The organism is Rhodococcus sp. B50 (assembly GCF_013602415.1).
Taxonomy (GTDB): Bacteria; Actinomycetota; Actinomycetes; order Mycobacteriales; family Mycobacteriaceae; genus Rhodococcus.
Genome location: NZ_WPAG02000002.1, coordinates 4,103,370 through 4,126,389 on the forward strand (window position 1 = coordinate 4,103,370; position 23,020 = coordinate 4,126,389).

24 protein-coding genes are annotated in these 23,020 nt (G+C 67.3%); 7 read left to right on the forward strand and 17 right to left on the reverse strand.

Going from position 1 to position 23,020, the window contains the following annotated elements:
• Positions 1-29: 29 nt before the first annotated feature.
• From GON09_RS19345 to GON09_RS19365, 5 genes are all read right to left on the reverse strand, one after another.
• Positions 30-650 carry an LON peptidase substrate-binding domain-containing protein gene (locus GON09_RS19345; RefSeq protein ID WP_213933223.1) on the reverse strand — a complete coding sequence of 207 codons (621 nt, stop codon included), beginning with the start codon at positions 648-650 and terminating at the stop codon, positions 30-32.
• A complete protein-coding gene (locus tag GON09_RS19350) occupies positions 650-1,123 on the reverse strand; it encodes a DUF309 domain-containing protein (RefSeq protein ID WP_213933224.1) in 474 nt (157 codons plus the stop codon). The genes GON09_RS19345 and GON09_RS19350 overlap by 1 nt, the downstream gene beginning before the upstream one ends.
• 50 nt (positions 1,124-1,173) lie before the next feature.
• Positions 1,174-1,917: an ESX secretion-associated protein EspG gene (locus GON09_RS19355; protein WP_213933225.1), complete on the reverse strand. Its 744-nt coding sequence runs from the start codon at positions 1,915-1,917 to the stop codon at positions 1,174-1,176.
• 4 nt (positions 1,918-1,921) lie between these two features.
• Positions 1,922-3,199 (reverse strand): PPE domain-containing protein, encoded by a 1,278-nt coding sequence (locus tag GON09_RS19360; protein WP_213933226.1) that lies wholly within the window; start codon positions 3,197-3,199, stop codon positions 1,922-1,924.
• Between the two features lie 103 nt (positions 3,200-3,302).
• A complete protein-coding gene (locus tag GON09_RS19365) occupies positions 3,303-3,905 on the reverse strand; it encodes a TetR/AcrR family transcriptional regulator (RefSeq protein WP_213933227.1) in 603 nt (200 codons plus the stop codon).
• A gap of 291 nt (positions 3,906-4,196) precedes the next feature.
• Between GON09_RS19365 and GON09_RS19370 the strand changes: the two genes are divergently transcribed.
• The 3 genes from GON09_RS19370 (at position 4,197) to GON09_RS19380 (ending at position 6,078) form a co-directional block, all read left to right on the forward strand.
• Positions 4,197-4,958 (forward strand): SDR family NAD(P)-dependent oxidoreductase, encoded by a 762-nt coding sequence (locus GON09_RS19370; RefSeq protein ID WP_213933228.1) that lies wholly within the window; start codon positions 4,197-4,199, stop codon positions 4,956-4,958.
• A gap of 30 nt (positions 4,959-4,988) precedes the next feature.
• Positions 4,989-5,747: a 3-oxoacyl-ACP reductase FabG gene (gene fabG / locus GON09_RS19375; RefSeq protein ID WP_213933229.1), complete on the forward strand. Its 759-nt coding sequence runs from the start codon at positions 4,989-4,991 to the stop codon at positions 5,745-5,747.
• A 118-nt stretch (positions 5,748-5,865) separates the two neighbouring features.
• Positions 5,866-6,078 carry a DUF4287 domain-containing protein gene (locus tag GON09_RS19380; protein WP_213933230.1) on the forward strand — a complete coding sequence of 71 codons (213 nt, stop codon included), beginning with the start codon at positions 5,866-5,868 and terminating at the stop codon, positions 6,076-6,078.
• 13 nt (positions 6,079-6,091) lie between these two features.
• Here GON09_RS19380 and GON09_RS19385 read toward each other — a convergent pair whose 3' ends face one another.
• Positions 6,092-7,204, reverse strand: coding sequence for a CaiB/BaiF CoA transferase family protein (locus GON09_RS19385; protein ID WP_213933231.1), 1,113 nt, complete (start codon positions 7,202-7,204; stop codon positions 6,092-6,094).
• Positions 7,201-8,388 (reverse strand): acyl-CoA dehydrogenase family protein, encoded by a 1,188-nt coding sequence (locus tag GON09_RS19390; RefSeq protein WP_213933232.1) that lies wholly within the window; start codon positions 8,386-8,388, stop codon positions 7,201-7,203. The genes GON09_RS19385 and GON09_RS19390 overlap by 4 nt, the downstream gene beginning before the upstream one ends.
• Before the next feature lie 144 nt (positions 8,389-8,532).
• Here GON09_RS19390 and GON09_RS19395 point away from each other — a divergent pair, with 144 nt between their 5' ends.
• Positions 8,533-9,540, forward strand: coding sequence for a LacI family DNA-binding transcriptional regulator (locus GON09_RS19395; RefSeq protein WP_374195347.1), 1,008 nt, complete (start codon positions 8,533-8,535; stop codon positions 9,538-9,540).
• Between the two features lie 6 nt (positions 9,541-9,546).
• Here the strand turns inward: GON09_RS19395 and GON09_RS19400 are convergent, their stop codons facing one another.
• Complete coding sequence (locus tag GON09_RS19400) at positions 9,547-10,881, reverse strand: serine/threonine-protein kinase (protein WP_213933234.1); 1,335 nt, start codon at positions 10,879-10,881, stop codon at positions 9,547-9,549.
• Between the two features lie 156 nt (positions 10,882-11,037).
• Between GON09_RS19400 and GON09_RS19405 the strand changes: the two genes are divergently transcribed.
• The 3 genes from GON09_RS19405 to eutC all read left to right on the forward strand — a co-directional run bounded on the left by GON09_RS19405 (position 11,038) and on the right by eutC (position 14,283).
• Positions 11,038-11,904, forward strand: a complete 867-nt coding sequence (locus GON09_RS19405; protein ID WP_213933235.1) for an SGNH/GDSL hydrolase family protein — start codon at positions 11,038-11,040, stop codon at positions 11,902-11,904.
• A gap of 202 nt (positions 11,905-12,106) precedes the next feature.
• Positions 12,107-13,519, forward strand: a complete 1,413-nt coding sequence (locus GON09_RS19410; protein ID WP_213933236.1) for an ethanolamine ammonia-lyase subunit EutB — start codon at positions 12,107-12,109, stop codon at positions 13,517-13,519.
• Positions 13,516-14,283 carry an ethanolamine ammonia-lyase subunit EutC gene (gene eutC, locus GON09_RS19415; RefSeq protein WP_213933237.1) on the forward strand — a complete coding sequence of 256 codons (768 nt, stop codon included), beginning with the start codon at positions 13,516-13,518 and terminating at the stop codon, positions 14,281-14,283. Before GON09_RS19410 ends, eutC begins: the two co-directional genes overlap by 4 nt.
• Before the next feature lie 48 nt (positions 14,284-14,331).
• Here eutC and GON09_RS19420 read toward each other — a convergent pair whose 3' ends face one another.
• From GON09_RS19420 to GON09_RS19460, 9 genes are all read right to left on the reverse strand, one after another.
• Entirely contained in the window at positions 14,332-15,072 is a 741-nt protein-coding gene (locus tag GON09_RS19420; protein WP_213933238.1) for an SDR family NAD(P)-dependent oxidoreductase, read from the reverse strand.
• Between the two features lie 37 nt (positions 15,073-15,109).
• The gene (locus tag GON09_RS19425; RefSeq protein WP_244865566.1) at positions 15,110-15,859 is read right to left on the reverse strand and encodes an SDR family NAD(P)-dependent oxidoreductase; all 750 of its coding nucleotides are present in this window, start codon (positions 15,857-15,859) and stop codon (positions 15,110-15,112) included.
• A 37-nt stretch (positions 15,860-15,896) separates the two neighbouring features.
• Entirely contained in the window at positions 15,897-16,406 is a 510-nt protein-coding gene (locus GON09_RS19430) for an SRPBCC domain-containing protein (RefSeq protein WP_213933239.1), read from the reverse strand.
• Between the two features lie 14 nt (positions 16,407-16,420).
• Positions 16,421-17,236, reverse strand: coding sequence for a mycofactocin-coupled SDR family oxidoreductase (locus GON09_RS19435; protein WP_213933240.1), 816 nt, complete (start codon positions 17,234-17,236; stop codon positions 16,421-16,423).
• A gap of 38 nt (positions 17,237-17,274) precedes the next feature.
• A complete protein-coding gene (locus tag GON09_RS19440; RefSeq protein WP_213933241.1) occupies positions 17,275-18,084 on the reverse strand; it encodes a MaoC/PaaZ C-terminal domain-containing protein in 810 nt (269 codons plus the stop codon).
• A 52-nt stretch (positions 18,085-18,136) separates the two neighbouring features.
• Positions 18,137-19,240 (reverse strand): alkene reductase, encoded by a 1,104-nt coding sequence (locus tag GON09_RS19445; protein WP_244865567.1) that lies wholly within the window; start codon positions 19,238-19,240, stop codon positions 18,137-18,139.
• A 213-nt stretch (positions 19,241-19,453) separates the two neighbouring features.
• A complete protein-coding gene (locus GON09_RS19450; RefSeq protein ID WP_213933242.1) occupies positions 19,454-20,497 on the reverse strand; it encodes a ferredoxin--NADP reductase in 1,044 nt (347 codons plus the stop codon).
• 70 nt (positions 20,498-20,567) lie between these two features.
• Complete coding sequence (locus GON09_RS19455) at positions 20,568-22,217, reverse strand: flavin-containing monooxygenase (protein ID WP_213933243.1); 1,650 nt, start codon at positions 22,215-22,217, stop codon at positions 20,568-20,570.
• Between the two features lie 71 nt (positions 22,218-22,288).
• Positions 22,289-23,014, reverse strand: a complete 726-nt coding sequence (locus tag GON09_RS19460; RefSeq protein ID WP_213933244.1) for an SDR family NAD(P)-dependent oxidoreductase — start codon at positions 23,012-23,014, stop codon at positions 22,289-22,291.
• Positions 23,015-23,020: the final 6 nt, after the last annotated feature.

Genomic DNA, 23,020 nt, shown 5'->3' on the forward strand with positions numbered 1-23,020 from the left:
ATCCCGTTCACCGGACTCCCGAATCCGCTTCAGCCCTTCAGCTTCCATTCTGCGAGATCGACTGCGGTGGAGATCGCCTCGAGCAACACGGCCATGCGTTCGGCGGGGCCGGGTGCGGCGAGAACCGCGTAGCGGTCCGCTTCTCCCATCGGCACGTATCGGGCAAGCGCAAACAGTCGGGCGCCGGGATCCTCCGGCAGCTCGGTGGTGGCGGGAGGTAGCGGGGCCCGACCCTCGGTGAGGCGATCGAGCACCCCGTACAGTCGGCCCATCGGTCCGGTGATCGCGGCGAAATCCACCGGCCCCGAATCGGTGTCGGGCCAGGGCTCCACCTCGGCGCGCGGGTAGGGGTCGTCGGTAAGCCATCTGGTGACGCGAATGCGTTCCTCTGCAATGCATTCGAGTTCGCGACGACCCGCACCGACCTCGTTGTCGACCACGATCCGCGCGACGGTACCGACATCGTGTCGTTGCTCGCCTCCGCCCACCTCGTGTCCCCGGGCGATGAGGACGACACCGAAGCGAGGACCGTCCGGCGATGCCGCGCAGTCCTGGACGAGCTGCAGATATCTCGGTTCGAAGATGCGTAGCGGCAGGTCGGATCCGGGAAGCAGGGCGGTGCCGAGCGGGAACATGGGAAGTATCGGCATCAGGGCATCCTCAGGCGCGGGGTCGGGGGAGCGGGAACGGTTTCGTCGCGAGCGATCTCGGTGAGCAGATGGTCGGCCCAGATCGAGAGGCCGTCGATGTCGAGCCGGTACGGCGGTTCGTCCTCGTAGTGCCGCACCCGGGCCTGTCCCTGCTTCAACAGTGACGCGGCCCCCGCCGGGTTTCCCCGGAGCAGATGGGTCAGTCCGACGGCGAGCTGCGCGAGACCCTGCCAGAGGGGACGTTCTTCGGGCGGTGCCTTCTTCCACATCGCCTCGAAGACCTCGTGCGCGTGGAAGGGAAAACCGTGATCGAGGAGACGCTGACCTTCGGCGATGGTCTCCTCGACATCGAGGTCGAGGTCTTCGGGAACACGTTCGACGCCTTCTTCGCCCGGCGGCAGCGGACGCCCCAGGGCGTCGCGCGGACGCGCGTTCTGCGGCCTGCCGTCAGGTGTGCGGTCCCGGTCCGTCATGTCGCCAGCCTAGACGACAGGCCTGATCGGGGAGGGGGTCCGAACGACGCTCAGTGCGGCCGGAGGACGTCGCTCCTATCCTCGTGCGACGACCTGCGTACCCGGGCCAGTTGCGCCGACAGTTCCCGGACGAACGCGTCGACGGTGCCCGGGGCGACCCGGAGATCGGGGCCGGGGAGGAAGAGATACCGGCCGTCGTCCACGACGTCGAACCAGCCGATGTCGGCGACGGGTGCGTACCCCGGATGCGCGTACCGCAGGATACGGATGCTGCCGGTGGCCGAACGTTCGTGACGCAGCAATCGGCGCAACGACTCTGCGTGCGTGCCGCCCGCCGGACGACGGACCGCGCCGAACTCGGACGGCTCGAGCACCTCGCGGCTCGGTGCGATGCGTGCCGGTTCGCGGCCCGCTGCCACGACCGGCAGTTCCCCGACGATCACACCCGCGAGGTCTGTGGTCGTGGTGATGCGGATGTCGCCTGCGGCAGAGGCCTGACGGGTGAGGACGGCCTGCTCGCCGGTCGCGGCGGCGCGGACGAAGACCTCGCACGCCGGATCCGTCGCACGGCCGTAGACCTCTACCGCGACCTCACCGGTCAGCAGGATCCGTATCGCGTCGTCGAGGACCGGGTCGGGTGTCTCGTGCCGCCACGCCCGGGCGGCCTGCAGGTTCGCGACGTGCTCGTCCTCCCAGATCGCCGAGGTGCGGTAGCGCAGGGGGAAGGGGAACTCGTCGCCGCCGGCGGCGGTCCAGGAGGCCAGGAATCGGTCGGGGGTGAGATGTCGGTCCACAGCGTCAGGCCCCCAGTACCGGCGGTGCGGTGTCGGGCAGCGACCCGATCAGTTCGTTCCCGTTGTCGCCGGTGACGAGATAACTCGCCACACGCTTGTCCTGCTCGTCGCCGCGGGACGACGCGGGTGGGATCATTCCCGGCATCATGCCGAACGGGCGTACGCCCGCGGCGCGCGTCGCGGCGGAACCGGGTCGGCCGGAGGCACCCCCGGCGGGTGTGGCCCCGGCGACGAGCGGAGTGGGACCCGCCGTGGGTGATGCCCCGGCGGCCGAACCACCACCCGGTAGACCACCCCCGACACCTCCACCCGACCCGGAGTACGGAGAACCGTACGGCTGACCGGTCGGGCTCCCGAGGGCCCCGCTCGCTGCCGGGGAGGTGGACGCGGGAAGGGTCGCCGCGGGATCACTCGAACCGGCTCCACCTGCAGGAGCGGAGTCTTCCGCGCGTCTGTCCGTGTCTCCCGCGGGCGTCGACGCCGCCGTACGGTTCTGCGGTTCGGTAGGCGTCGGCCCGTCCGGAGCCCGTCCGTTCTCGCCCGAGATCCCCGCCGTGCCCCCCACCGACTGGGCGCCGTCGACCGCCGACGTGCCGTAGTCCTGGGGAACGAAGCCCTCGGTCGCGCGACTCGTGGTGGCGGCATACGGCGAGGGCAGTATCGGGACCGCCGTGCCGGAATCGCGGTAGTACGGCTTGTAGAGCACCTCCATCACCCGTACTGACTGGGCACGAACGGCCTCCTCCTGCCGGGCGGCGGCGGCACCCGCGACAGGATCGAGCGCGTACAGGAGAGACGACGTGTTCGCCGAGGGCGGGGGCACGGACGATCGCACCCGCTCGCCGACGTCGGCGGCGATACGGAGCTTCTCGGACGTCGCGCGTGCGGCGTCGGACAGTTGTTGTGCGGACTCGCCGAATCGCACGGTCGCGTCCATTGCCGCCTCGGCCGCCGCGCCCTCCCAGTGCTGGGAGACGAGCTTGCGGATCATCAGCGTGCCCCACGCGACGGTGAGGCTGAATCCCTTTCCGAGATCGGCCCATTCGGTGGCCAGGGTGGTCATCGCGACGGGGTTGATGCTCTGGGCCAGCCGGTAGATGTCGGCATGCTCCATGCCGTGGAAATTCTCGAACGCCGCGATGTACTCGGGATCGACTCCTGCGTCGATGCGCGCGGCCAGTGTGTCGTAATTGGACTGCCGGCGGGAGACGGAATCGGGCACCGGGGCATCGACCCCGATCGACACCAGTAGTCGATCGACGACATCGTCATTCATGGACATGGACGACAGCTCCCCTCCGATGCTCTCGCGTCTCGAGGAGCCGACGGCGGCGCGATATCCCCCTGCCCATGTAGATCCCCCCGATCCGATGGTGGCGACGATGCTAACGCACGGCACCGACCAGGCGCAGGGCAAGATCGCCATACAGGGCGCTGATCGTCGCGGCTTCGTCGTAGCGCCCCGAGGGGTACCAGCGGCAGATGTCCACGCAGAGCGACATCAGCGCGAGAGTGACACCTTCGGCGTCGGGAAGGGTGAACTCTCCCGACGCGTGGCCGGCGTCCACCACACTCCGCACGACCTGCGTCGTCTGCCGTCGCAGTCCGACGATCGTGCGGTAGTGCTCGCGGTCGAGCGCGACCAGCTCGTACTGGATCACCCGGCTCCACCGATGGTTCTCCGCCTGCCAGCCGGCGAAGCGGCCGACGACGGAGGCGAGGCGGTCGGCCGGATCGGCGTCGGGACGGTCGGCGGTCTCGACGACCCGCAGGGCGAGGGCGTGGCCCTCGTAGGCGATGGCGAAGAGGAGTTCTTCCTTGGACGGGTAGTGCGGGTACATCGCCGCAGGACTCATGCCGAGTCGTGCCGCGATCCGGCGGGTCGTGGTGCCTCCGTAACCGTGCTCCGCGAACTCCTCTATCGCGGCCGTGCGGATGCGGGCGGCGGCCTTGGATCCACCGACAACGTCGTCCCATGCATCACTCACGAGGTCTTCCGTTCCTGTCCGATTGCTGTTGACAAGCCCGCTACGGCATCGCACGATAAGCGAGCGCTTAGAAATAAGCCAGTGCTTATCGACTTGGTAACGGTGGGTGCGACGCGGGATCCTCTCCGCGCTGCTGCGTCTGCGGCAACATAGGATCCACCGAAGAGACGAATAGGACCTGGCTCTGAAAGACAGTGCTGTCCAATAAAATTGGATACAGCCTGTTTGGTGGATGAGAAGGCGGTCGGCTATACAGTTCCTGTAGGCCCCGTCACAGCGAGGAGATGACGTATGTCCGTGCTCGACCGCTTCCGTCTCGACGGCCGCGTTGCCATCGTCACCGGTGCCTCTTCGGGCCTCGGTGTCGCGTTCGCCCGAGGGCTGGCCGAGGCGGGCGCCGACGTCGTGCTCGCTGCACGCCGGGTCGACCGCCTCGAGAAGACCGCCGAACTGGTTCGTGAAGCCGGACGGCAGGCCGTCACGGTCGAGACCGACATCGCCGATCCCGAACAGGCGCAGCGCATGGTCGATCGGGCGGTCGAGCAGCTCGGCCGGGTGGACATCCTCATCAACAACGCGGGGATCGGCACGGCCGTCCCCGCGACCAAGGAGACCCCCGAGCAGTTCCGGCAGGTCATCGACATCAACCTCAACGGATCCTATTGGGCGGCGCAGGCTGTCGCCCGTGTGATGCAGCCCGGTGGCGCGATCGTCAACATCTCGTCGGTTCTCGGTCTCACCACCGCCGGTCTGCCGCAGGCCGCGTACTCGGCCAGCAAGGCGGGCGTCATCGGCCTCACGCGCGATCTGGCGCAGCAGTGGGGAGCGCGGAAGGGGATCCGCGTCAACGCCATCGCGCCCGGCTTCTTCCACACCGAGATGACGGACGAATACCAGCCCGGCTACCTCGATTCCATGAAGCAGCGAATCATCCTCGGCCGGACGGGAGATGCCGAGGAGATCGCGGCCACCGCCGTGTGGTTGGCGTCCGACGCCGCTGCATACGTCACCGGTCAGACCATCGCCGTGGACGGCGGACTCACCATCACCTGACGGCACCACCCACCCCTACGGAGGAACGCTATGAGCCCACAACCCCGCACTGCCATCGTCACCGGAGCTGCACGCGGTATCGGCGCAGCCGTCGCGAAGCGCCTCGCCGGCGACGGGTACCAGGTCGCCGTCCTCGACCTCGACGAATCCGCTTGCAAGGACACCGTTTCGGCGATCGAGTCCGCCGGTGGCAAGGCACTCGCCGTGGGTGCCGATGTCTCCGACGAGAAGTCCGTTGCCGCTGCCGTGGAGAAGGTCGCCACCGAACTCGGCGAGCCGACCGTCCTGATCAACAACGCCGGCATCACCCGCGACAACCTGCTGTTCAAGATGACCGTCGACGACTGGGACGCCGTCATGAACGTGCACCTGCGTGGCGCTTTCCTCATGACGCGTGCCGTCCAGAGCTACATGGTCGACGCCAAGTTCGGCCGCATCGTCAACCTCTCGAGCACGTCGGCCCTCGGCAATCGTGGCCAGGTCAACTACTCGGCAGCCAAGGCCGGCATGCAGGGCTTCACCAAGACCCTGGCGATCGAGCTGGGCAAGTTCGGTGTCACCGCCAACGCCATCGCGCCGGGCTTCATCGCCACCGAGATGACCGCCGCGACCGCCGAGCGCCTCGGCCTGTCGTTCGACGACTTCAAGTCGAACATCGCGGCCAACATCCCGGTCGGCCGCATCGGCGAGGTCGACGACATCGCCCATACCGCATCGTTCCTCGCCTCCGAGGGTGCGGGTTTCGTGTCCGGTCAGGTCATCTACGTGGCCGGTGGCCCGAGGGCCTGATCCACTTCCGTACGTCCGCGGCGCCGCGTCCCATCCGGGATTGCGGCGCCGCGGACGTTTTCAGTGGATCGATCGGAACGGCCCGTCCTTGTCGGTCGCCGCGGTTAACCTCTCCGGCATGAGCGAAAAGGTCAAGGGACCCGAGTCGTATTTCCCGTCGATCGAGCAGAAGTACGGACGCCCGATCGAGGAGTGGAAGACCATGATCCGTGCGTCGGATCTCGCCAAGCACATGGAGCTCGTGAACTGGCTCAAAGAGGAACACGGGATGGGACATGGGCACGCCAACGCTCTCGTCGCGCACACTCTGAAGGAACGGAAGACCGACTGACGAGAGCGTCCGACTACGGCAGGCGCGGTGGCGCCGTGCGGTAGGTAGCGGGGGTGGCGCTGAGCCGGATCGGGTTGGCGATCTGGCGCAGCGGAGCGTCCCGCTCGGGATCGTCGATCGACACCACCGGCGACAGGCCGAGTCGTTCGGCGAGCGCGACCGCATCGGCGATGTCGTTGAGCGGACCGCACGGCACCCGGGCTGCGGTCAGGGCGTCGAACCACTCGTCGGCCGTCTTGGCCGAGAGCAACTCGTCGACGATCTTCGTCAGTTCCTCCCGGTTCGCGACACGGGCGGTGTTCGTGGTGAACCGGTCGTCGGAGGCGAGTTCGGGAGCGCCGAGAACCTCGACCAGCGAGGCGAATTGACGATCGTTGCCGACGGCGAGGACGAACGGTCGATCGGCGGTGTGGAACACCTCGTAGGGCGCGATGCTCGGATGACGGTTGCCCATGGCCTTCGGCACCACACCCGCCGCGACATAGCCGGACGACTGGTTCGCCAGCGCCGACAGCAGAGATGACAGCAGGTTCACCTCGACACGCTGGCCCTCGCCGGTGCGGTCGCGGTGCCGAAGTGCGGCGAGAATTCCTACCGCAGCGTGCATTCCGGTGATGACGTCGACCACGGCCACACCGACCTTCGTGGGTGTCGCCGGGTCGGGTCCGGTGATGCTCATCAAGCCGCCGACGGCCTGGATGAGCAGGTCGTAGCCGGGCAGATCGTTGTGTCCGCCGAAGCCGGTGATCGACGCGTAGACGATGCCGGGGTTGATTTCCCGGACCTGCTCGTATCCGAGTCCGAGCCGAGTCATCGTGCCGGGCAGGAAGTTCTCGACGACGACATCGGCGCGGGCCACGAGATCGCGTGCCTGCCCGAGTCCGTCGTCGGTGGTCAGGTCGATGGCCACCGATTGCTTGTTGCGGTTGACGCCGAGGAAGTAGGTCGACTCGTCGCCCACCCAGGGCGGGCCCCAGTGCCGGGTGTCGTCCCCGAAGCCGGGGCGTTCGATCTTGACGACCTCGGCGCCGAGGTCGGCGAGCAGCATCGTGGCGTAGGGGCCGGCGAGCACGCGACCGAAGTCGGCGATCACCAGCCCCTCGAGCGCACCGGGAGAGGTGGTCACCGGAAGGCTGCCTCGCCGGTCAGCGCCTTGCCGATGGTCAGCTGGTGCACCTCGGAGGTGCCCTCGTAGGTCAGCACCGATTCGAGGTTGTTGGCGTGCCGGATGACCGGGTACTCCAGCGTGATTCCGTTGGCGCCGAGGATGGTCCGGCACTCACGAGCGATTGCGATGGCTTCGCGCACATTGTTGAGCTTGCCGAGGCTGACCTGCTCCGGGGAGATCTCGCCGCGGTCCTTGATGCGCCCGAGGTGGTAGGCGAGCAGGTGGCCCTTGCCGACCTCGAGCGCCATGTCGGCGATCTTGGCCTGGGTGAGCTGGTAGCCGGCGAGCGGCTTGTCGAACACCTCGCGAGACTGCGAGTACTCGATGGCGGTCTCGAGGCAGTCGCGGGCGGCACCGATGGCACCGAAGACGATGCCGAAGCGGGCCTCACCGAGGGAGGTCAGCGGTCCGCGCAGGCCCTTGGCCTTCGGCATCATCGCCGAGGCGGGGAGGCGCACGCCGTCGAGGACGAGCTCCGAGGTGACCGAGGCGCGCAGCGACAGCTTGGAGTGGATCTCCGGTGCGGAGAAGCCGGGGGTGTCGGTGGGGACGACGAAGCCGCGGATGCCCTTGGCGCCCTCGTCGAGGTCGGTCTGCGCCCAGACGACGGCGACGTCGGCGATCGAGCCGTTGGTGATCCACATCTTGGTTCCGTTGAGGATCCAGTCGTCACCGTCGCGCTTCGCGTTGGTGCGCATCCCGGCGGGGTTGGAGCCGAAGTCGGGTTCGGTCAGACCGAAGCAGCCGATGGCCTCGCCTGCAGCCATGCGGGGGAGCCATTCCTGCTTCTGCTCCTCGCTGCCCCAGTGGTGGATGGAGAACATCGCGAGGGAGCCCTGCACGGAGACGAGGCTGCGGATACCGGAGTCGACGGCCTCGAGTTCGAGGCAGGCCAGGCCGTAAGCGGTGGCGCTCATGCCGGCGCAGCCGTAACCGTCGAGGTGCATGCCGAGCACGCCCAGCTGTCCGAGTTCCTTGGCGAGTTCGCGGGCCGGGAGCTTCGCTTCCTCGAACCACTGGGCCACGTGCGGGCGGATGCGCTCGTTGCCGAACTTGCGGACGGTGTCGCGGATATCGATCTCCTCCTGCTCGAGCAGGGAGTCGAGGGCGAAGAGCTGGGGCAGCGACTGAGCGTGGGACATGGCTTTCTCCGGTGGTCGAGGAAACGTTTGTCAGAACGATTGCGAGAACGTTTGCACGAACGATTGCATGGCATACGCTAAAGGCATGTTCCGGGCTCGTCAACCCGGAACGCGAACTCGATGCGAGACAAGCAGGAGAGCCGAATGCCCCGTCCCGACCGCGCCCCGACGCTCAAGGAGATAGCCGAGCGCGCCAGCGTCCACGTCTCGACGGCCTCTCGGGTGCTGCGCCAACCCGAACCGGTCGACGGCTGGTCGGACTCCGCCCAGCGGGTGCGCGAGGTCGCGGCCGAACTGGGATATCGACCCAACCTGTGGGCGGCGAGCCTGCGCACCCGCAAGACCACGACCCTCGGTGTCGTCATGCCGCGACTCACCGACGGGGTGGTCGCCACGACCTACCAGGGCATCGAGGAGGCCGCCACGAAGGCGGGTTACTCGGTACTGCTGTCGAGCCCTCCCGACGACCTCGACGCACAGCGTCGGGCAATCGCGCTGCTCGTGGGCCGGCAGGTCGACGGCCTGCTGCTGAGCAGCCTGCACCTTCCGGGCCGCGCGTTCGTCGAGTCGCTGGCACTCGGGTCGCTGCCGATTCTCGCGGTCACCCGGCACGCCGACGCAGGGTTGCCGTTCGTGGTGGGCGACGACTACCGGGGTGGGGCACTGGCCGCCCGGCACCTGCTCGACCGCGGCTACGACGACCTGGCGATCATCGCCGGTCCCGACCACGCCAGCACCGCCCGCGACCGTCGCGACGGCTTCGTCGACACCGTGAAGGACGCCTCGGTGTCGCTTCCGCCCGAGCGGGTCGTGCGGTCGAGCTTCGATGTCGCCGGAGGCGTGGAGGCCGCGCGTGCGCTGCTGGATCGCCCCGATCGCCCCCGCGCGATCTTCGCGGTCAGCGACACCATCGCGATCGGCATCCTCGGCGTCGCCCGCGACCTGGGTCTGTCCATCCCCGGCGATCTCGCCGTGGTCGGTTACAACGACATCCCCGTCGTCGCACAGTTGCCGGTTCCGCTCACCACGGTCCGTTCACCCGCGCACGATATCGGGGTGACCGCCATCGAGCGTCTGCTCGAACTCGTGCGCACCGGAGAAACGGAATCGATGAAGCTGCCCGTCGAACTCGTCGCACGCGGATCGAGCTGAGCGACCTCACCCGTTGCCGTTACCGCGGCCGCTGTTCCCGTTTCCATTGCCGTTGTTGCCGTCGTTGCCGTTGTTGCCGTTGTTGTTCCCGTTGTTCCCCTGGGAATTGCCGTTCCCGTTGTTGTTTCCGGGTCCGCTGTTCCCACGGGATTCGGGTTCGGACCTCGCGGGCCCGGCATCCGTCGGCGGTGCGACGGGAGCGGTCTCCGGAGCGGGTACGACGGGCGGAACCACGGGGGTCTCGTCCGCTGTGCGCGCCGGGACGACCGTGGATTCGGGGGTCGCAGGAAGTTCGGTGGTGGCCGGTACCCGTTGAGGCGTCGATGCGGAGATGCCCGGCGTCCGGGTCTCCGGCGTGGCCGTGGGCGGGGAGTCGCCCCGTCCGAATCCGAGCGCGAGACCGCCCACGGCGAGCGCCCCGACCAGCGTCAGACCCGCCGCGACGACAACTCCACGGGAACGGTCCGTGCCTACGGTGGTCGCCGGTCCGGCGATCTCACCCGCCGGCAGGAGGGTTGTCGCCGTGCGGTATCCGTCGAAATTCTGTAGTGCCGCGAGCATCTCGTGCGCACTGCTGAACCGGTCGGAAGGCTCTCGCGCCATGGCCCGTTCGATCACTGCGACGAGCCCCGGATGGGCATCCGGGCGGAGTTCGGTGAGCGGGATCGGCCGGTCGTGCGTGATGGAGCGTGCCAGCGTGAGGATGTTGTCCTCGGCGAACGGCCTCCGCCCGCAGAGACACTCGTATCCGACGACCCCGACCGCGTACAGATCGTCCGTCACGGATGCGGGATGTCCGGTGATGCGGTCCGGGCTCAGATAGGCGACGGTCCCCACGAGTTCACCGGTGCGGGTGAGGTCGTCGCCGACGCTCTTCGCGATACCGAAGTCGGCGACCTTGATCTCGCCGTTCTCTGCGATCAGCACGTTCGCCGGCTTGATGTCCCGGTGGAGGATCCCCGCCCCGTGCGCGGCGACGAGCGCCTCGAGAATTCCGGCGAGCACCGTGCGCACGCGATCGTCGGATAGGGGTTCGCGGGCGATGTCGTCGGCGAGGGTCCGCCCGGGGAGCCGTTCCATAACGATGTAGGGACGTCGGTCGTGTTCGCCCGTGTCGTACACGGCGACAATGCGAGGGTGGTTCAGGGCTGCGGCGGCCCGGGCCTCGCCCTCGAAACGTCGTCGTACGTCCGGTCTGCTGCCGAACTCCCGTCCGAGCAGTTTGACCGCGACGGGCCGGTGTAGGCGAGTGTCCCAACCGTCGTGGATCTCGCCGCTGCCGCCTACGCCGAGTAGGCCGCTCAGCTCGTAGCGGCCGTCGAGGACTTTGTGGACGGTCACAGAGTGACGGTAGCCGTTCGAACAGGAAGGTAAACAAAATGCGCTGGTGGGGCGAGGTGCATCCACGCTTCATCCGGGATCTTCACCCGCCGCTCGTAACGTGTTTGTAATTCGTGCCGATCTCAAGCCGGGAGAACAAGCTGCCGGAGGGTCTGAATGAAGGCGATTGTGCGAGCCGGGATCGTCGCCGGCATGGCAGCTGCATCGATGGTGTGGCCGGTGTCCGCGATGAGCGACCCGGGGAACGAGCAGGGCATCCGATACGTCGCGCTCGGCGACTCGCGTGCCGCCGGGCCCTACCTCGATGCAGCGGCGATGCTCAGCGGATGCGCCCGCGCCGATGCGGGATATCCGAACCTCGTCGCGGGTTCGCTGCAGACCGTCAGCTTCGTCAACGTCGCGTGTTCGGGTGCGCGCACCGAGCACATCACGTCCGTCCCGCAACAGACGTCGACCGGATCGGTCCCGCCCCAGATCGATTCGCTCACGCCGGACACGAATCTCGTCACGCTGAGCATCGGCGGCAACGATGTCGGCTGGTCGGGGCTCGTCTCGGCGTGCTACACCGAGCTTCCGGGCGGCGACGCGCACTGCCGCACCGATCCGGGTACCACCTCGCGCATGGATGCCGCCCTGAGCGCGCTCGGACCGAAGGTCACCGCGACACTTACCGCTGTCCAGCAACGCGCACCGCGCGCACGGGTCCTGCTGGTCGGGCACGGTGGTGTCTTCGGCAACCGGGGCTGCTGGCCGAACATTCCCACCAGCGACGCCGATGCGTCGTTCGTGACCACCTTCTTCTCGCGGATGAACCGTGTGCTCGCCAGGTCCGCCGCCGAGGCCGGTGCCGAGTTCGTCGACGTCATGGCCGGGTCGGAAGGGCACGACGCGTGTGCCCCCTCCGAGCAGCGCTTCTACGAGGGACGACAGTCGCTGTCGCTGGCGAAGGCACTGCACCCCACCGCCGCGGGGATGCGGCACATGGCGCAGCGGGTGACGAACGTCTGGTACCAGCGGGGCTAGGTAGACAACCGAAAGGTGAGGCTCACAACCCTCATGGTCGACCACCAAGGTTGTGAGCCTCACTTCTGCGTTGTGAACCCATCAACCGACGACCAGCGGCGTTTCGTTCGCGACACTCGCCGGACACGAGGGCGAAAAAGTGGAATGCTGCACTCCACTGCGTGCTCACATCCGTCGAACCGGTCCTGCGCGGGAGGCCTCGATGACGCTCTACCGACAACCGCTCGGCGGAACCGCCTACAAGTTCGACGGCCTCGTCGATCTGCTCGGGAAGGCCTCCCCGCGCCGCTCGGGTGATGAACTCGCCGGCTGCGCCGCCACCTCGGATGCCGAACGTGCCGCCGCGCAGTTGGCCCTCGCCGACCTCCCGCTGACCACCTTCCTCACCGAGGCGGTCGTCCCGTACGAGACCGACGAGGTCACCAGGCTGATCGTCGACACCCACGACGCGACGGCCTTCGCGCCGGTCTCGCACATGACCGTCGGGGAACTGCGCGACCACCTTCTGGAGGTCGCGGCCCGACCGGACTCCGCCGACGTGCTCGCGGCACTCGCGCCGGGACTCACCCCGGAGATGGTCGCGGCGACCAGCAAGATCATGCGCAACCAGGACCTCATCGCGGTCTCCCGCGCCGTGACGGTGACCAGCGCGTTCCGCACCACCATCGGGGTGCCCGGCCGGCTCGCGACGCGCCTGCAACCGAACCATCCCGTCGACGATCCACAGGGAGTCGCCGCGTCCGTCCTCGACGGTCTGCTGATGGGATGCGGCGACGCGGTGGTCGGCATCAACCCGGCGAGCGACTCGCCGCACGCCGTCGCCGACCTGCTGCATCTGCTCGACGACATTCGGCAGCGGTTCGAGATCCCCACGCAGTCGTGCGTGCTGACCCACGTCACCACCACGATCGATCTGATCGAGAAGGACGCACCCGTCGACCTGGTGTTCCAGTCCGTCGCCGGCACCGAGGGTGCCAACCGCAGCTTCGGGGTGGACCTCGCCGTGCTGCGGGAGGGCAACGAGGCCGGCAGATCGCTGCGACGGGGGACCGTCGGTAGCAACGTCATGTACTTCGAGACCGGGCAGGGTTCGGCGTTGTCGTCCGGTACACATCTCGGTACCGGTGGCAGACCGGTCGATCAGCAGACCCTCGAAGCACGTGCGTATGCCGTTGCGCGCGAATTCGATCCGCTGCTCGTCAACACGGTCGTCGGGTTCATCGGACCGGAATACCTGTACGACGGCAAGCAGATCATCCGCGCGGGTCTCGAAGACCAGTTCTGCGGAAAACTTCTCGGCCTGCCGATGGGCGTGGACGTCTGCTACACCAACCATGCCGAAGCCGATCAGGACGACATGGACACCCTGCTCACCTTGTTGGCCGTCGCCGGGACAGCATTCGTCATCACCGTGCCCGGCGCCGACGACGTGATGCTCGGCTACCAGTCGCTGTCGTTCCACGACGCGCTGTATGTGCGGGAGGTGGCAAAACTACGACCGGCACCGGAATTCGAGGACTGGCTACGCAGGCAGGGCATGGCGGACGACGTCGGTCGCATCCTGCCGGTGGACGTCGGCACGTCTCCCCTCCGAGCGCTCGGGAGTGCCCTGTGAACGATCTGTGGGACGAATTGCGTCGGCACACCCAGGCCCGGATCGGACTGGGACGCACCGGGAACAGCATCCCGACCCGTCGTCATCTGGAGTTCGTGACGGCCCATGCCGAGGCGCGCGACGCCGTGCACGTCCCGCTCGATGTGCCCGGGATGGTGCGGCGGACGAAGGAACTCGGACTCGGCGATCCGTTGGTCGTGGAAAGCGCAGCGGAGGATCGCAGTACGTATCTGCGGCGCCCCGACCTCGGCCGGCAACTCGCCGAGGGAACCACGCTGCCACGAACGGAGGTCGATCTCGGCATCGCGCTGTGCGACGGGTTGTCGTCCACGGCCCTCGACGCCCACGGACCTGATCTGCTCGCGGCGATCGTCGCCGCGCTGCGGGGGCTGACCGTGGCGCCGCCGGTGATCGCGACGCAGGCGCGCGTCGCGTTGGGTGACCAGATCGGTGAGAAGCTCGGCGTCACGACGATGCTCGTGATCATCGGCGAACGCCCCGGCCTGTCGGTGGCGGACAGCGTCGGCGTGTACCTGACGCACCACCCGAGGCCGGGACGCAGTGACGCCGAACGCAACTGCGTGTCGAACATCCACCCGCCCGGCGGGATGACCTACGACCACGCGGCGCGCGTCGTCGCGGCCCTCGTGAACGGCGCGCGGCAGTTGGGGGCGTCGGGGGTGGCGTTGAAGGACACCTCGCGGGATCCCGCGCTCACCGACCCCAACGGCGGAGCGGCAATTGGTCATCGGAGCGCGCAATAATGCGCACCTATGACCATTTCGCGCTCCGCAGCGTCGAGGACCTCCTGATTACTGCGCGGTGTAGCCGCCGTCCACGAGGAATTCTCCACCGGTGATGAACGACGCTTCGTCGCTCGCCAGGAACGCGACGAGGCCGGCCACTTCGTCCGAGGTGCCGAGCCTGCCCAGTGGTGTCAGTGCGGCCATCCGTTCCCGGCCCTGATCTCCGAGGGTGGGGGTGTCGATGAAACCCGGGTGCACCGAGTTCACACGGACACCGTCCGACGCCCAGGCGACGGCCGTGTTCTTCGACAGCGTCCGCACCGCGCCCTTCGCGGCTGCATACGCCGGAGCGGATCCGAAGCCTCCGACGACGCCGAACATCGAACTGACGTTGACGACCGAACCGTAGCCGGACGCCTTCAGTGCGGAGCTCGCCGCTCGTTGACCGAGGAAGACACTGGTCTGCGTCACCGCGATGACCCGGGCGTAGAGCTCAGTGTCGGTGTCCTCGATCAGGTCCGGGTGAGCGATTCCGGCGTTGTTCACCAGGATCCCGAGGCCTCCGAAGGTGTCGACCGTCTCGGCGATCGTCTCCTGCCACTCCGCTTCGGAGGAGACATCCAGGTGCCGGTAGACGGCTCGACCACCGCCGTCCACGATCGACTGCGCCACAGCGGTGCCGAGGTCGTCCTGGATATCGGCGACGACCACGGCCCCACCTTCGGCGGCGATGCGTTCCGCGACCGCACGACCGATCCCGCTCGCGGCGCCGGTCACCAGCGCCACCTTGTTCTCGAACCGACTCATCGACCCGCTCCCTTCTCGGAGTTCCGCATACGGGATGTCAGACTCCGAGAGCGACCCGACCGGCAGTGGCCCCACCGTCGACGATCAGATCGTGCCCGGTGACGTAGTTCGCGTCGTCCGAGGCGAGGTACAGGATTCCCGTGGCCATCTGGGAGGGGTTCGCGGCGTATCCGACGGGCTGGAGCTTGTCGAGGACGTCGACGATGCCCTCCACATCCGGCACCATGCCGCTCAGCATGGTTCCCGGCGAGATCGTGTTCACACGAATACCTTTGGGTGCGAGTTCGAGCGCGCACGCCTTGGACATCGCGACCACGGCCGCCTTCGTGCCGCAGTAGACGGCCATGCCCTCGGTGGGCAGGTAACCACCGTTGGAGGCAGTGTTGACGATGACGCCGGATCCCTGCTCCGCCATGACGCGACCTGCCGCTCGCGTGCCGTAAAAGATGCCGCCGAAGTTCACGGCGACCACGCGCTCGAAGTCGTCGTTCGTCGTGTCGAGAAGGGGGCCGGCGGCGTGGACTCCGGCGTTGTTGCACATCACGTCGAGTCGTCCGTACCGGGCAACGGTCCCGCTGACGAGAGCGTCGACCTCGGCGGGGTTGCCGACGTCGGTGCGGACGAAGTCGGCGCCGATCTCCTGCGCTGCGGTCTCACCCGTCTCCTGGCTGATGTCCGCCATGATCACGCGAGCGCCTTCGGCGGCCATCAGTTCGGCGGTTGCCCGGCCGAGACCGGAGGAGGCGCCGGTGATGATGACGATCTTGTCCTGCATACGGTGTGCCATGTCGGCCTTTCGGATGGTGGTGCCGGAAGTGGAAGTGTCAGGCGGTGGGCGAACCGAGGGTGCGCTCGGCGTGGAGCGCCTCGCTGCGCTTCTTCAGTGCGACGGCGGTGTCGTCGAACGCGCGCTTCACCCATACACCGCTGTCGGCCATGATCTGGTGCGCTTCCTCGCCGAGGAAGGCGTCGGTGGAGTAGTAGCGGCACCGGTTCTCGTCGATCGGTTCGATGACCTGATCGCGTCGCGCGGCCTGCGCGGAGATCTCGGTGGGACGGAGCTCCCACGACAGCAGGCGTTCCGGCACCACGGCACAGACGTATTCGGTGTACGGGAAGGTCTCCGTGGCGCCCGAGTAGTCGGTCAGCGTCATGTTCACCGGCGCGCCGATTTCCAGTGTCGATTCCACTGCGATGCAGAAGGGGTTCCAGTTCGGATAGTTGTCGAGGTCGGTGAGGACCTCCCAGACGACACTCGCGGGCGCGTCGATCTCGACCTCGACGGAGCGAACGGTGGTGGCGGAATCGTATTCGGGGATGGACAATTCGGTCATCGTTCCTCCGATGATCAGCGGATGAGGGTTCCCAGGTCGACCGGAATCTGAGCACCGGTGATGTGACGGGCTTCGTCGGACAGCAGCCAGGCGACGGTTCCGGCGATGTCTTCCGCGTCGGTCGCCGCGTCCGGCAGGGCGTTCATGAAGATCGGCCCCAGAGTGTCGGCATGATCGGCGATCAGCTGCTGCATCTCGACCGGCTGCATGTCGGTGGTCACCCCGGCTGGGTGAACAGTGTTGACGCGGATGCGGTGCTGGCCGAGTTCGTTGGCCAGGGTCTTGCACAGGCCGACGACCCCGTGCTTGCTGGCCGAATAGGCTGCCACGAAAGGCAGCCCACGTAGACCCGCCACCGAGCTCGTCATGACAATGGCGCCGCCGCGGCCCTGCTCGAGCAGGATCGGCACGGCCGCCTTGACGGTGTGGAAGACCCCGGTCAGGTTGATGTCGATGGTCTCCTTCCACTGCTCGAGGGCGTGCTCCCAGGTGGTGGCGGCGGTGCAGACACCGGCATTGGCGACGACGACGTCGAGGCCGCCGAGTTCGGCGACGCCCTCCGAGAGCGCCTGCTGGAGCGCGTCGAAGTCGCGGACGTCGACCTCGCGGGCGACGATGCGCCGGCCGAGCGCTTCGATCTCCTTGACGGTGACGGCCAAATCGTCGGGGGTGGCGCCGGGGTAGGCGGGGTATTCGAGGGGCTTGCAGATGTCGATGGCGATGATGTCGGCGCCTTCGCGCGCGAGCCGGACGGCTTCGGCGCGGCCCTGCCCGCGGGCGGCTCCGGTGATGAAGGCGATCTTGCCTTCGAATCGGGGTGTGCTCGTCATGATGCTCCGATCGGAACGGGAATGGGGTGCGGTCGGGTTTAGCCGAAGGACGCGCGGCCACCGGTCAAGACGGATCCACCGTCGGTGGTCACGTCGAAGCGCGCGTCGGTGGCGTCGCCCCAGGCGCGGACCTGCGCGGTGTCGCCGGGAAAGACGGGTGCCGCGAAGCGGCCGGACAGAGTCTTCAGGTCGGCCGGGTGGGCGCCGAGCATGTCGGCGAGAGGCAGGGTGGTTGCCGCAAGCGTGCACATCCCGTGCAGGATCGGCCGCGGTTGTCCGATGCGCGCTGCCGCGTCGGGATCGATGTGGATGTGGTGCCGGTCGCCGGTGAGCCGGTAGAGCACGGCCTGATCGGCGTCGGTCGTCAGTGTGCCGACCACGGTCGGATCTCCCTCGGGCGCGGCCGGTGCCGAGGGGCCGCGATCGCCGCCGAATCCTCCTGCACCAGGCGCGAACAGCGACCAGCCGGCCACGAAGTAGTCGCTCTCGACGACCACCTCGAAGACCGCGGCACGACCCTTGTCCCAGACCTCACCGACCCGTGCCGACATCGAGATCTCGCCGGACCGGGGCAGGGGAGCGAGCACGTCGAGACTCTGGGAACCGTGGAGAGCGGTCTTCGTATCGAACGCCCCGAGAGCGCCCAGCGCATCGGGTGCCCACTGTGCCAGGGTCAGGGCGAAGGTGGGCAGGACGCGGAGCCGGTCCTCGAAGACCAGGTCGAGGTCGGTGGCGTGGGCCCCGACCGCCAGCGCGTACAGGATGGCGTCGCGCTCGTCGTAGCCGACCACTCGGGTGCCCAGGTCGAGGCCACGCCACCGGGTGGGGGTCGACGTCGTTTCGGTCATCGATGGAGATCCCTTCTGGTGTTGTCGGCGCGCGTGTGGTGGGGCTGGAGGGTCACACGGCCGCCGGGGTGAATCGCGGATAGTCGAGGTAGCCCTCGGCGCCCCCGCCGTAGTAGGTGCTCGGGTCCGGTGCCGTCAGCGGCCACCCGTTCTGCAGGCGTGCGACGAGGTCGGGATTCGCGATGAACGGTTGCCCGAAGGCCGCGAGGTCGATCAGGTCCCGCTCGAACAGTTCGTCGGCGTACTCCTGGGTCACTCCGCCGGCGAGGATGATCGTTCCCCGGAACCGGGCGCGGAAGGCCGTGAGGAAGTCGGTGTCGAGAAGCCGACCGCCGGCAGGGCGCTGGTCGATGAGGTGGATGTAGGCGAGGTTGCGGCGCGACAGTTCCGAGGCCAGATACAGATAGGTCTCTGTGGCCTCGGGATAGGCGGGCATGTCGAACAGTTCGCTGAACGGGGAGAGTCGGATGCCGACCCGGGCGGAGCCGAGTACGTCGCTCACGGCGTCGACCGTCTCGAGCAGGAACCGGGCGCGATCGGTGTAGGAGCCGCCGTACCGGTCGGATCGGGTGTTGGTCGCGGGGTTGAGGAACTGTTCGAACAGGTAGCCGTTGGCTCCGTGCAACTCGACACCGTCGAAGCCGGCCACCTCGGCATTTGTTGCTGCACTGGCGAAGTCGTCGACCACACGGCCGACTTCCTCGGTGTTCAGCGGGCGGGGATCGCCGACGTCGACGAAGCCGACGTTCCCGTCGTCGTCGAGCGCGAAGATCTTGCTCTCCGGAGCAGGTACGGCGCCTGCACTGACGGGTTGTCCGCCTTCCGGCTGGAGGGAGGCGTGCGACAACCGGCCGACGTGCCAGAGCTGGGCGAAGATCCGCCCGCCCTCGCTGTGGACGGCGTCGGTGACCGTGCGCCATCCGGCGACCTGCGCCGGCGACCAGATTCCCGGGACGTACACGTAGCCTTGCGCTTCCGGGGAGATCGGTGTGCCTTCGGTGACGATCAGTCCGGCGGTCGCCCGCTGGCGGTAGTACTCCGCCGTCTCCGCGGTCGGGATGGTGTCGATGCACCGTGCCCGTGTCATGGGCGCCATCACGAGACGATTGTCGAGGACGAGTCCGCCGAGCCGATGGGTGTCGAACAACCGAGTCAACGCTGTCTCTTTTCTGGAGGAGGTCTACGACTCTTGTTCACGGCCGCGGCGCGGAACTCCATCGGACGTGGTGCCCGGAGATCGAAACGCGACAGATTGTTCACGAAAAATAATGGAGTGAAACGGATTTCACTCGCACGGGCCGTGATGGGGATCACTGTAGCCGTTGGCTTCGACAGCGTCAACACATTCCGGCCCGTCGAGCGAGTGGTGTCAGAACTCGATCTCGATCGGGCCCGAATCGGGACGCGCCTGGCATCCGAGGATGTACCCCTCGGCGATATCGGACGGATCGAGGATGTCCGACTTCTCCATCACGACCTTCCCCGAAACCACTGTGCATGCGCAGGATCCGCACTCACCCGATCGGCAGGAGAACGGCACGTCGACACCGCGGTCGAGTAGCACATCGACGAGGGTGTTGCCGCTCGGCCACTCGAACCGATGCGACTCGCCGTCCAGGTGCACGACCGTGTCCACCGCAGAGGCGGGATCGTCGTCGACGAGCGGCGCGGGTGCTTCGAAGGGGTCGCCCGAAAGCGAGACGAACACTTCCTGATGGAAGCGCTCCGCGGGAACATCTGCCGCTCGTACCCCTTCCGCCACACCGTCCATGAACGGGGCGGGGCCGCAGACGAACACCTCGCGTAAGGGGTGCTCCGCCGCGAGTGCCGCGAACCTCTCACGAGAAGGGATGCCGTGCACGTCGTCGAACCAGTAGTGGATCGTCAAACGTTCGCCGAACTTCGCGGCGTATTCCTCGAGTTCGCGGTGGAAGATCACCGAGTTGCGGTCGCGATTGGCGTAGAACAGAACGACCGACCGGTCGGACCGGAGCAGGGCCGTCTTCAGGATCGAGATGATCGGCGTGACGCCACTCCCTGCCGCGAACAGCAGGAAATCGTTCGTGAAATCCGCCGGCGTGAAGCGGCCCGAGGGCGGCAGGACGGTGAGGGAAGTTCCCGGTTCCGCGTTGTCGCACAACCAGTTCGAACCGTATCCGCCGGCGGTGCGTTTGACGGTGACCTTCAACTCGTCGTCGATGCCGGGAGCGCTCGACAGTGAATACGACCGGGCGACATGTCCGGTGCGGTCGCTCGGTATCCGGACGGTCAGGAACTGGCCGGGCCGGTACGCGAACAGTTCACGAGAGTTCTCCGGCGTGCGCAGGACGATCGACTTCGAATCCGGGGTCTCTTCGATGACGTCGGACACGGTCAGTTCGTATCCGACGCCGACTGTCTGCAAGGTGCTCACTCTCGGTCGCCTGCGCTCTCCGTTGACTACGTTGTTCTCGTGAATCCGACTGTGGATCCGGAATCCGGACTCAGGACAGGGGTACGCGCTGCTTCTTCTCGAACCCCGTGTACCCCTCGTCCGCGGCGCGGGTGCACCAGTCGGAATAGCGTTGGAAACCACCGACGTACATCAGCAGGGCCCGCGGTTTGCCGGGGATGTTCGCACCCGTGTACCAGGAGTCGGTGCGGGAATGCATCGTGCGCGAGGCAGCGGTGTCGACTTCGGCCGCCCACTCGCTCTCCTGCGCAGGGGTGGCGCCGAAGCGGGAGATCTCGTTCTCCTCGAGATGATCGATGGTCCGCAGGATCCACTCGACCTGCCACTCACCCGTGGTGATCATCTGCGCCAGGACGGACGGGCTGCCGGGGCCGTGCACCATGAACAGGTTCGGGAAACCGGCCGTCATCAGCCCGAAGACGGTCCTCGGTCCGTCGGCCCAGTGATCGGCGAGTCGCGCTCCGTCGACGCCGGTCACGTTCATCCTCAGCATCGAACCGGTCATCGCGTCGAAGCCGGTGGCAAAGATGATCACGTCGAGGTCGTATTCGGACTTGCTGGTGCGAAGGCCCGACTCGGTGACCTCCTCGATGGAATGGGCCCGTACGTCGACCAGGCTCACGTTGTCGCGGTTGAAGGTCTCGTAGTAGCCCGAGTCGATGCAGATCCGCTTGCCGCCGATCGGATAGGTCTTCGGGCACAGGAGTTCTGCGGTCTCCGGGTCGTGGACGATGGACCGGATCTTGTTGCGTACGAACTCGGCGAGGATCTCGTTCGCCTTCGGATCGCTGGAGGTATCGGTGAACGTCCGGATGAACTCGAGTCCGTTCCGGGCGTTCCACGCCCGCTCCATGACCTCTTCGCGCTCTTCTTCGGTGTAGTCGAAGATCGAACGCTGCTCGGCGACATTGCTCATGAGCACGGCGCCGTGGGTGCCGAGGATCTGCTTGCGCCGCTCGGGATAGTTGGCCTTCCACTCCTGCTGGTATTCCGAATCCAGTGTCCGGTTGCGTGAGGGAAGGCTGAAGTTCGGGGTCCGCTGGAAGACCGTGAGGTGCTCGGCGACCGCAGCCACTTCGGGTGTGATCTGGATGCCCGTGGAACCGGTGCCGATCAGACCGACGCGCTTGCCGGCGAGGTCGACGCCCTCCTTGGGCCACCGCGAGGTGTGGTACGCCTCGCCACGGAAGCGATCCAGTCCGGGCCAGTCCGGGACGTTCGAGACGTCGAGGCTGCCGGTCGCCGCGATCACGTGCCGGGCGACGAAGCGGTTGCCGGAGGCGGTACCGACATGCCATTCGTCCGCGGACTCGTCGAAGGTCAGCTCGTCGACGCGGGTCTCGAAACGGATGTCCTCACGCAGGTCGAAGCGATCGGCGACGTGGTTCGCGTATGCCTCGAGGTCCGGTTGCGGCGAGAAGTGCTCCGACCACGACCATTCCTGCTGGAGATCGTCGTCGAAGGAGTACGAGTACTGCATGGACTCGATGTCCACGCGGGCGCCGGGATAGCGGTTCCAGTACCAGGTGCCGCCCACGCCGTCGCCTGCCTCCAGACACACGACCCGACGGCCCTGCTGACGGAGACGGTGAAGCGCATACATTCCGCTGAAGCCCGCGCCGATGACGACGACGTCGAAGCGTTCGGCGGTACGGCCGGCTTCCGGGGTCGAGGTGGACATGTTCCTCCAAGGATCGGATCTGCTTCAGCGGCGCGAGGTGGCCTGCTGAGGAATTCGGGGGTGGGAGACTGCTACCCGAGCAGGGAGCCGCCGTCCGCGACGATGTCGATGCCGTTGACGAAGGACGCGTCGTCCGAGGCGAGGAAGACCACGACGTTGGCGGTCTCCTGCGGGTCGGCCTGGCGCTTGAGGCCGGTCGGGGCTTCGGTGGAACCGGTGGTCGGCGACATGTCGGTGCGAAGGTTGCCGGGCAGCACCGCATTCACCCGGATCTTCGACGGTTCGAGCTCGATCGCTGCGGTCCGCGTCAGTCCGCGCAGCGCCCATTTCGACATGCTGTACGAGCCGTGCCCGGCATAGGACGTCGTGCCGGCGAGCGACGAGACGTTCACGATCGAACCGCCACCGCGGGCGCGCATAACGGGGGCGACGGCCTGGATGCCGAGGAACGGGCCACGCAGGTTGACGGCGAGGACCTTGTCGAGGTCGGCGACGGTCTCGTCCTCGATGAGTTGCTTGCGGTAGATCGCCGCGTTGTTGACGAGGACGTCGAGGCCGCCGAAGGTCGAGGTCGCCAGGACGACAGTGGCGGCCCAGTCCTCCGGGGAGGTCACGTCGAGGTGGGTGTGGACGACGGAGTCTCCGAGGTCGTCGGCGACGGTCTTCGCCAGGTCGTCGAGGACGTCGCCGATCACGACCGAGCAACCTTCGCGCGCAAGTGTCCGGACGATCCGTTCGCCCTGTCCGCGTGCGCCACCGGTGACGATCGCGACCTTTCCTTCGAAGCGGTGCGGCATGATTCT

What these genes read in the sequence shown, in the direction of transcription:
- GON09_RS19380 (WP_213933230.1), top strand. Translation starts at nt 5,866, where the DNA reads ATGAGCGAAAAGGTCAAGGGACCCGAGTCGTATTTCCCGTCGATCGAG.
- GON09_RS19440 (WP_213933241.1), bottom strand. Translation starts at nt 18,084, where the DNA reads ATGACCGAAACGACGTCGACCCCCACCCGGTGGCGTGGCCTCGACCTG.
- GON09_RS19460 (WP_213933244.1), bottom strand. Translation starts at nt 23,014, where the DNA reads ATGCCGCACCGCTTCGAAGGAAAGGTCGCGATCGTCACCGGTGGCGCA.
- GON09_RS19410 (WP_213933236.1), top strand. Translation starts at nt 12,107, where the DNA reads ATGACGCTCTACCGACAACCGCTCGGCGGAACCGCCTACAAGTTCGAC.
- GON09_RS19350 (WP_213933224.1), bottom strand. Translation starts at nt 1,123, where the DNA reads ATGACGGACCGGGACCGCACACCTGACGGCAGGCCGCAGAACGCGCGT.
- GON09_RS19405 (WP_213933235.1), top strand. Translation starts at nt 11,038, where the DNA reads ATGAAGGCGATTGTGCGAGCCGGGATCGTCGCCGGCATGGCAGCTGCA.
- GON09_RS19395 (WP_374195347.1), top strand. Translation starts at nt 8,533, where the DNA reads ATGCCCCGTCCCGACCGCGCCCCGACGCTCAAGGAGATAGCCGAGCGC.
- GON09_RS19420 (WP_213933238.1), bottom strand. Translation starts at nt 15,072, where the DNA reads ATGAGTCGGTTCGAGAACAAGGTGGCGCTGGTGACCGGCGCCGCGAGC.
- GON09_RS19345 (WP_213933223.1), bottom strand. Translation starts at nt 650, where the DNA reads ATGCCGATACTTCCCATGTTCCCGCTCGGCACCGCCCTGCTTCCCGGA.
- GON09_RS19390 (WP_213933232.1), bottom strand. Translation starts at nt 8,388, where the DNA reads ATGTCCCACGCTCAGTCGCTGCCCCAGCTCTTCGCCCTCGACTCCCTG.
- GON09_RS19430 (WP_213933239.1), bottom strand. Translation starts at nt 16,406, where the DNA reads ATGACCGAATTGTCCATCCCCGAATACGATTCCGCCACCACCGTTCGC.
- GON09_RS19455 (WP_213933243.1), bottom strand. Translation starts at nt 22,217, where the DNA reads ATGTCCACCTCGACCCCGGAAGCCGGCCGTACCGCCGAACGCTTCGAC.
- GON09_RS19435 (WP_213933240.1), bottom strand. Translation starts at nt 17,236, where the DNA reads ATGACGAGCACACCCCGATTCGAAGGCAAGATCGCCTTCATCACCGGA.
- fabG (WP_213933229.1), top strand. Translation starts at nt 4,989, where the DNA reads ATGAGCCCACAACCCCGCACTGCCATCGTCACCGGAGCTGCACGCGGT.
- GON09_RS19360 (WP_213933226.1), bottom strand. Translation starts at nt 3,199, where the DNA reads ATGTCCATGAATGACGATGTCGTCGATCGACTACTGGTGTCGATCGGG.
- GON09_RS19425 (WP_244865566.1), bottom strand. Translation starts at nt 15,859, where the DNA reads ATGGCACACCGTATGCAGGACAAGATCGTCATCATCACCGGCGCCTCC.
- GON09_RS19370 (WP_213933228.1), top strand. Translation starts at nt 4,197, where the DNA reads ATGTCCGTGCTCGACCGCTTCCGTCTCGACGGCCGCGTTGCCATCGTC.